The following is a 7,726-nucleotide window of genomic DNA, read 5'->3' as shown; positions in this document are numbered from 1 at the left end:
AGAGCTTATCAGACATGAACAAGAAGTTGCAGACCGGTTTGGCACTTGGAGCAATGGTGCTTAGACCACTTGGACCAGATACAGCAGAATATGTTGCGGCGGATAAATTTATTGTGATCAGTTTTGCGGATGACGGTACGCCGAATGATATTGCTTTTCTGGTTGTGAAGTGTGTTGGTGAGAATGATTATTATACCAGAGTTGAGCGGCACTATTTTACGAATGGGAACCTGACGATTGAGAATAAATGTTATCATTCGCAGAGTCAGAGCGATATCGGGCAGATCTGCAGTCTGGAAGAGGTGGTCGAATGGGCGAACATTCTTCCGGGACCGGTTATTTATCCAGGGATGGTTCAGATGGATTTTGGATATTATCAAAACCCGATTGAGAATAAGGTGGACGGATCCGCTTGTGGTGTATCGATCTATGAGTCCGCAGAGAACCTGATCAGAAAAGCAGACATCCAGGGAGCTCGGCTGGACTGGGAGTACGATTCCGGAGAACGTGCAATCCATATTGACGAGAGAGCTTTGAAGAAGAGCGGTGGAAAGACCTATTTACCGAGATTAAAGAAACGCCTGTATAAAGGGCTGAATCTTGATGATGGAAAAGATAAGGAACTGTATAAAGAATATTCTCCAGAGATGCGAGATGAAGCCTTCCGAAGAGGTTTGGAAGAATACAAACGGGAAATCGAATTCAATGTAGGCCTTGCCTACGGAGATCTTTCCGATGCACAGGAGGTAGATAAGACAGCTACTGAGGTGCTTGCTTCCAAGACAAGGAAATACAACCGTGTAACTGCAATTCAGGGGAAATTGGAAGAGTGCCTGAATGGATTTGTAACTGCTTTGGCATTCTACAACGGTTCTTATATGTCCGGTGTGGAATTTACCTGTGAATTTAATGATTCCATTCTGGCAGACGAAGAATCGGAACGACAGCAAGATCGGCAGGATGTAAGCATGGGCGTTATGAGTTTGTTGGAATACCGGATGAAATGGTACAACGAGGATGAAGAAACTGCAAAGGCAAAACTGCCAGAGCAGAATCAGGTGATGGAGTAGGATGCGGGATGATTACAAAGAAAAGATTGCCAGTAAGATTACAGCGCGGTACATAAGCCTGGAAGAACGGATTTTGCAGGACATTGCTCGGCGGATTAAAAAGACTGGTGAGATCACAAGTACAGCGGACTGGCAGATTAACCGGTTACGGATTCTTGGGTATTCTTCCGAGGATATCGAAAGAGAGATCAAAAAAACACTTGATGCGTCTTATCCGGAAATGTTTGAGTTGTACGATAAGGTGATCGACTGGGAATACGTCCGGAATAAGGACATTTATGAACAGATCAATGCAGAGTTTATTCCGTATGAAGAGAATAAGCAATTGCAGCAGATCACAGATGCGATCATCCAGCAGAGCCTGGAAGATCTGGAAAATGTAACAAAGTCACTTGGATTTTATCTGGATTATAACGGCAGAAAGGTTTTAACACCGCTGTCACAAGTTTATACCAATTATCTGGACAATGCCTGTTTTGATATTGTGACAGGAGCATTTGACTATGGCAGCGTATTACGCCGGGTGGTCACGCAGCTGACGAACAGTGGACTTCGGAAGATTGAGTACGGATCCGGATACGCAAGCCGGGTAGAAGTGGCTGCCAGAAGAGCTGTGATGACTGGTGTGGCGAATCTTACCGGAGAAATAGCAGACTACAATGCCAAGAAGCTTGGAACAGAGTATTTCGAGGTTGAATGGCATGCCGGAGCACGACCTGCGCATTCGGTATGGCAAGGACGTGTCTGGACAAAGGAGCAGCTGCATTCGGTCTGTGGACTTGGCACCGTGACCGGACTTCTGGGAGCTAACTGCTACCACACATACTATCCGTTCTTTCCGGGAATATCGGAACGCAACTGGTCGGATGACTGGCTCGAAGAACAGAACCGGAAGGAAAGCAAGCCAAAAGAGTTCCAGGGCAAAGAGTATACCCTGTATGAGGCAAAGCAGAGACAACGCCAAATGGAAACGGCAATGCGGGCGCAACGTGAAAAGGTACAGATGCTTCAGGACAGCGGTGCTGATCGGCAGGAAGTTATGCTCCAAAAAGCCAAATATCAGGGACAGCTTAACGAATATGCAGCATTTTCTCGGAAAATGGGATTGAAAGAGGAAAGAGAGCGGATTTATATTGATGGACGAGGAAGAATTGCCACCAATAGTAAAACGCAGAATAAGCTATTTCCACCGGAGATGATCCAAAACGCTTCAAAAGATATCGCACAGTATAAGCGGTATAAAGAAGTTCTGGGAGATTCCGTTGGATCACTTGTAAAGTTTGGTCAGGTGAAATATAATGACAGTAAGAAGTGGGAACTGCTGCAGACCTATATGAAATCGGTTAAAGAAGGAATGATTTCCCCGATGTCAAGTTTTGAGAATTATGTCAAGCTTCATAAGGAAATTGAGAAGACGGTGGTTGGCATTAAGACATCAAATGGCGTAAGAATTACCGGTCAGAGTAAACATTTTCTGGAACGTGTAATCGGAACGATGGAAGATCCAAAGACGAAAAGACCGCGATCAGGGGTAACGATAGAGGAAATCATAGATGCACTGAGAAAACCACTTGATTTGAAAAATCCAAAAGCTGATAGGAACGGAAGAATAAGCCAGAGATATATCGGTGAGAAAGCAACTGTTTCGATAAATCCGGAAAACGGGATGTTGATTCAATGTAATCCGACGGATAAGGATTTGGTAAGGAGACTGCACAATGCGTAAATTTGAACTGAGTCAAGAGCAAATAGATTTTTTAAAAAAAGAATATGCGGACAATCCGTTAGTTCAAAAAGTATTAACATCTGAAAACAATAGGGTATTCGAGGTAGATATAGATACAAAAATTGATTTTATGGATTACATTGAAGATGAGTCCGTATACTGGATGGGAAAGGATTATGAGGCTACCCCGAAAACGCATATGCTAGAGTCTATAAGAGATGATATATATTATCAAACGAACTAGGAGGTACGTTATGGATAATTTTAAAATCATTTACAAGATACTTTCTGCATTGGAAAAATCAATGGATCTGGAAGAATGCAATTTAGATAGTATTAGTTCGGAGACGTTGAGAATATCCAATGAACGTTGGAATAAATATATTGAGATGCTTTTAGATGCCGGTTATATCAAAGGGGTAACAATCCAGAAGTATATAACTGGAGAGACAAACGTTAATGCGGAAGATATTCGGATTACTTTGAAAGGTCTTGAATATTTGAGTGAAAACAGTATCATGCAGAAGATGTATAAAGCAGCAAAAGGAATAACGGATTTGATTCCGTAGTTGCCACCAGTCGAAATGACCGGTGGTATTTTTGTACTCATTTTTAGGAGGTGGTCCAAATATCTCCCTTTGAGACGCAGGGGTAAGCGTCTTATTTTTATGCCCTGTCATATGGCATTAAACTGGACAACTACCATGCCGGAGGTCTACCCGGCTATATCCCATACCGCTGAAAGAGCGGTCAATAAAATATTTCAGGAGGAATGTAACGATGAAAAATATTCATGAGATTTTGAAAGAGTATGGAATGGAAGTCCCAGCAGATAAGAAAGCAGATTTCGATAAGGCTTGGAAAGAAAATTATCGTACTAAAAGCGAGTACGATAACGCAGTTACCCAGAGGGACAACTACAAGGCTTCATTGGATGATGTAAATACCAGGCTGAAAGAATTTGAAGGCGTGGATGTGAAAGATCTGCAGGGACAGATCACAAAGCTTCAGGGTGATCTGAAGGCGAAGGATGATGAATATGCAGCAAAAGAAGCTGACCGTGTATTTATGGATTCTGTTAAAGAAGCAGTTAAGGCTGCCGGCGGAAGAAATGAAAAGGCGGTTATCGCAATGCTGAATATCGATGCTCTGAAAGAATCTAAGAATCAGTCCGAAGATATCAAGAAGGCACTTGAGGATGTCAAGAAGTCTGATGGATATTTGTTCGGAGCAAATGAACCAATCAATAATCCGGTTGGCGGTACAAGCGGCGGTGGCGGTGCAGATCCGGGAGCGGATGATGTTGCTGCACTTCGAGCTGCTATGGGACTGCCGGAAAAATAGGAAGTGAGGTAAGGAAGAATGGCAAATACGATTGCACTTAGAAAACAGTATTCAACACTTTTGGATGAGGTGTATAAATTATCATCATTAACAGCTGTTCTGGATGGACCGAATGAGCTGGTAAAAGAGGGAGCAAACGCAAATGAGATCCTGATTCCAAAGTTATCTATGCAGGGGCTTGCGGATTATAACAAAAGCACTGGTTATGTAGCCGGTGACGTGACTCTGGATTATGAGACAAAGAAATGTGCTTATGACAGAGGTCGTATGTTTAATGTGGATGCAATGGATAACATTGAATCTGCCGGAATTGCATTCGGACGTCTTTCAGGGGAATTTTTAAGAACCCAGGTTGTACCGGAACTTGATGCATACAGACTGGCATCTTATGCACAGATTCCAGGTGTTACAACAGTAAAGGCTGCTCTTGCAACAGGAAAAGAAGCTTTAGCAGCACTTAGAACTGCAAGAGGAAAGATTGAGAATGCCGAGGCAAATCTTAGTACATGCTATCTGTTCATCAACCCGACAGTGTATGGAATGATTGAGGACTTGGACACAACTGCATCTAAAAAAGCAATTGAAGGATTCGCGGGAATCATTAAGGTTCCGTCAGGAAGATTTTACGATAAGGTAAAATTGAATGCTTCTGGTGCCGGAGGATTTACAAAAGAAACCGGTGCAGTTGCAATGAACTTCCTGATTGTTGATAAGCAGGCTGCAATTCAGTACCAGAAACACACTGTATCTAAGATTATTTCTCCGGATCAGAACCAGACTGCAGATGGATGGAAATTCGGATACAGAACAGTTGGAATTGCAGAATGCAAAGACAACAAAAAGGATGGTATCTATGTTCATACTGCTGTAGCAGAGTAGGATGTGATTAGGTGAATGTAACATATGAATACTATAAGGATTCTTTTGGTGGCTCTTTGATTCCAGAGAGCCATTGGAAATCTGTCGAAGTAAAAATGAGTGCCAGGTTGAACCGATATACATTTGACCGAATGGAAGAAGGTGCTTGGCCGGCAAAGGCAAAGACAGCACTTTGTGAGATGTGTGATTGTGCATATAAGTATGATCAGCGAGATGGAATAACATCTGAGAACAACGATGGGTATTCAGTATCGTTTGATGTAAGCCGATCAGTAGATTCGATGCTGTACAGGATTGCAGAAGTATATCTGGTAAATACAGGACTTATGGATCTGGTGGTGGATGATGATTACGAATAGTGATATTACAATTTATAACAGAATAAGCGGTGATTCCACACATTACGATACCTGGATCCGAACCGTTCTGCATGGTGTCCACGTCCATGTGGACCATAAGACTGCAGTTACGGATAATGGACTGAAAAGTGCGGAGGTTTACAAAATCCGGATTCCCGCGGATATTCCGGAAGCAGGGCAGTATCTTCCGCCGGATCAGTTCGCTTGCTGTGGCGGTTATGGATACTGGACCATACAGAATGATGATCAGATTGTCCTGGGAGAGTGTCAGATTGAGATTGAAAAGCCTGCAGATCTGAAAGCCGTGTTCCAGAAGCACTGCAAGGTTACAAGCTGGTCGGACAACCGGTTTGGTACGGTTCCGCATTGGCGGATCGGAGGCGAGTAAGATGGCTGGAAAGAAAGAATTCCGGATCACAACGCCGAGAGGCAGTGTATTTACGGTGACTGGTAAGAATGGTTCTACCACGGCACGGCTGGAATGGGCTCCGGGATTCGCACAGAAAAAAGCGGAGGGATTTTCAAGGGCGCAGGCATTTGTGGATTCCGAGTGTCTGCGCTACATGAATCCATTGACACCGAGAAGAACCGGGATGCTGATTAAGTCCGGGACGCTTGGTACGGTGGTTGGTTCTGGTTCTATTGAATACCTTGCCCCATATGCCCGCCGGCAGTATTACGAGCATAAAACCAAGGCGAGATGGTTTGAGACAATGAAGGCAAGCCACAAAGATGCCATCAGGGAAGGAGCTGAGAAACTTGCCGGACAGTAAAAGAAAAACGATTATTGAGAGCATCCGGGAATATGTGAGGATGTATCCGGATATCGATAACCGGAAGATCAACATTGATTATCTGGGTGACGGAATGGAATATTCCATTGATCCGATTGGAGCAGATCCAATTTACAAGAGATATGTGGATGGGAGCTGCCTGAAACAGTTCCAGTTCGCTCTGACAAGTAAGGAGGCCTACGATGGGGATGCCAGAACCGGTATTGCCAACAGTGGTTTTTATCAGAACTTTGAAGAGTGGACAGAACAGAATAATCTGAATGATATTGTTCCAGAGCTGGAAGGGCACGATGCTATTCGAGTGGAAGTGCTGCAGTCCGGCTATTTGTTTAGTACAGAGGTCGATCTGGGACGGTATCAGATGATATGCAGATTGATTTATAAGTAAGGAGTGTGAAAAAATGGCAAGTGAAAAAATGTTAGTTGGCAGACATAAGAGAGTGGCTTTTATGGATGCTAACGGATCAGGAGAAACATTTACCAGAATGACGGGATTTACATCGCTGTCGGATGGAAAGAATTCGACAGAGTACAGCCGGCAGTATGTGGATGAAGCATCTGAAAGATCGGACGTAGTTGGTTACGCACCGGCTATCGATTACGAATTTGACCGGTATACCAATGATCCGGTACATGAAAAGATTGCAGCAATTACCGATGATGAGATTCTCGGAACAGAAGCACAGGTTGATATTGTGGTGGTAGATTTGTTTGAGCAGAAGACATCGGAAACAACTTGTACCGCACGAAAGAGAACATGGAGTGTAATTCCAGATACAGAAGGGGACGGTACGGATGCCCTGATCTACAAAGGCAGCTTTAAAGCGGCCGGAGAAATCACAAAGGGTACTGCAACCACCACAGACGGATGGAGGACCTGTACATTCACTGCTGGCGGAGAATAAAGAAGAAATGGGAGAGTGAGCCTATGAGCCTTTGGAAATTTGGAGATTTTGAAGCGGACGTGGATTTCACGGATGCGGATTTTTTAGATGTGTTAGAGGAAGCAAAAGCAGAAATGTTTGAAGCAGGGAAAAAGGTTCCCATAACCGGAAAGCAGAGTGATATCATCCGTGCGCAGTGCACGTGTTTTTATGTGTTCTTCGATACCCTTTTTGGCGATGGAGCCGGGGAGCGTATCCTTTGCGGAAAGAACAGCATCAAGCTGTGCACTGAAGCGGCAGAATCACTGTTAGACTTTGAAACAGCAGAAGCAAAGAAACTGGACGATAAATATGATAAGTATGTACCAAATCAAAATACAACGCAGCAGTTCCCGCATCCGCAGTCACAGCCAAATGGAAACCGTCAGCAGAGAAGAAACTACCAGAAACAGTATGGTAAGGGAAAATATTCCAATACCGGAAGGTAGCAGAGCATGAATATTTTATATGAGCAGTTTCCGGAAGAAGTCAAGGTGAACGGGGAGTACTACCCGATCGTGACAGATTTCCGTGAATGGATCCGTTTTACGGAGCTGGCTGAAGACGACTCGGTTCCGTGGCGGATCAAATGCGGACTTCTGTTGCAGTGGTATCTGGATCAGATTCCGGA

General features: G+C 44.0%; 13 protein-coding genes. All 13 read left to right on the top strand.

The window, feature by feature from the left end; all coding sequences use genetic code 11:
- Positions 1-1,070: phage capsid protein (locus ACYQ5K_RS11165; RefSeq protein ID WP_459777584.1), on the top strand; the 1,070-nt coding region annotated here is incomplete at its 5' end.
- 1 nt (position 1,071) lies between these two features.
- Positions 1,072-2,796, top strand: a complete 1,725-nt coding sequence (locus ACYQ5K_RS11160; RefSeq protein WP_459777583.1) for a phage minor capsid protein — start codon at positions 1,072-1,074, stop codon at positions 2,794-2,796.
- A complete protein-coding gene (locus ACYQ5K_RS11155) occupies positions 2,789-3,040 on the top strand; it encodes a hypothetical protein (RefSeq protein WP_459777582.1) in 252 nt (83 codons plus the stop codon). Before ACYQ5K_RS11160 ends, ACYQ5K_RS11155 begins: the two co-directional genes overlap by 8 nt.
- A gap of 10 nt (positions 3,041-3,050) precedes the next feature.
- On the top strand, positions 3,051-3,365 hold the full coding sequence (locus ACYQ5K_RS11150; RefSeq protein WP_459777581.1) for a YjcQ family protein: 315 nt from the start codon (positions 3,051-3,053) through the stop codon (positions 3,363-3,365).
- A gap of 211 nt (positions 3,366-3,576) precedes the next feature.
- Complete coding sequence (locus ACYQ5K_RS11145; RefSeq protein ID WP_118199372.1) at positions 3,577-4,140, top strand: phage scaffolding protein; 564 nt, start codon at positions 3,577-3,579, stop codon at positions 4,138-4,140.
- An 18-nt stretch (positions 4,141-4,158) separates the two neighbouring features.
- Positions 4,159-5,019: a hypothetical protein gene (locus ACYQ5K_RS11140; RefSeq protein WP_459777580.1), complete on the top strand. Its 861-nt coding sequence runs from the start codon at positions 4,159-4,161 to the stop codon at positions 5,017-5,019.
- An 11-nt stretch (positions 5,020-5,030) separates the two neighbouring features.
- A complete protein-coding gene (locus ACYQ5K_RS11135; RefSeq protein WP_118199370.1) occupies positions 5,031-5,378 on the top strand; it encodes a head-tail connector protein in 348 nt (115 codons plus the stop codon).
- On the top strand, positions 5,362-5,766 hold the full coding sequence (locus ACYQ5K_RS11130) for a DUF6751 family protein (RefSeq protein WP_459777579.1): 405 nt from the start codon (positions 5,362-5,364) through the stop codon (positions 5,764-5,766). The genes ACYQ5K_RS11135 and ACYQ5K_RS11130 overlap by 17 nt, the downstream gene beginning before the upstream one ends.
- Position 5,767: 1 nt before the next feature.
- Positions 5,768-6,151 (top strand): hypothetical protein, encoded by a 384-nt coding sequence (locus ACYQ5K_RS11125; RefSeq protein WP_195196649.1) that lies wholly within the window; start codon positions 5,768-5,770, stop codon positions 6,149-6,151.
- Complete coding sequence (locus ACYQ5K_RS11120; RefSeq protein ID WP_459777578.1) at positions 6,138-6,560, top strand: hypothetical protein; 423 nt, start codon at positions 6,138-6,140, stop codon at positions 6,558-6,560. Before ACYQ5K_RS11125 ends, ACYQ5K_RS11120 begins: the two co-directional genes overlap by 14 nt.
- Before the next feature lie 13 nt (positions 6,561-6,573).
- Positions 6,574-7,077 (top strand): hypothetical protein, encoded by a 504-nt coding sequence (locus ACYQ5K_RS11115; RefSeq protein WP_459777577.1) that lies wholly within the window; start codon positions 6,574-6,576, stop codon positions 7,075-7,077.
- Between the two features lie 23 nt (positions 7,078-7,100).
- Complete coding sequence (locus tag ACYQ5K_RS11110) at positions 7,101-7,544, top strand: DUF6673 family protein (protein WP_459777576.1); 444 nt, start codon at positions 7,101-7,103, stop codon at positions 7,542-7,544.
- Between the two features lie 6 nt (positions 7,545-7,550).
- On the top strand, positions 7,551-7,726 hold a 176-nt coding region (locus ACYQ5K_RS11105), incomplete at its 3' end, for a Gp15 family bacteriophage protein (protein ID WP_459777592.1).

The sequence above is a fragment of the Allocoprococcus similis genome (assembly GCF_054660775.1).
Note: the sequence above shows the minus strand (reverse complement) of the source record. Positions and strands in the feature narration are given on the sequence as shown.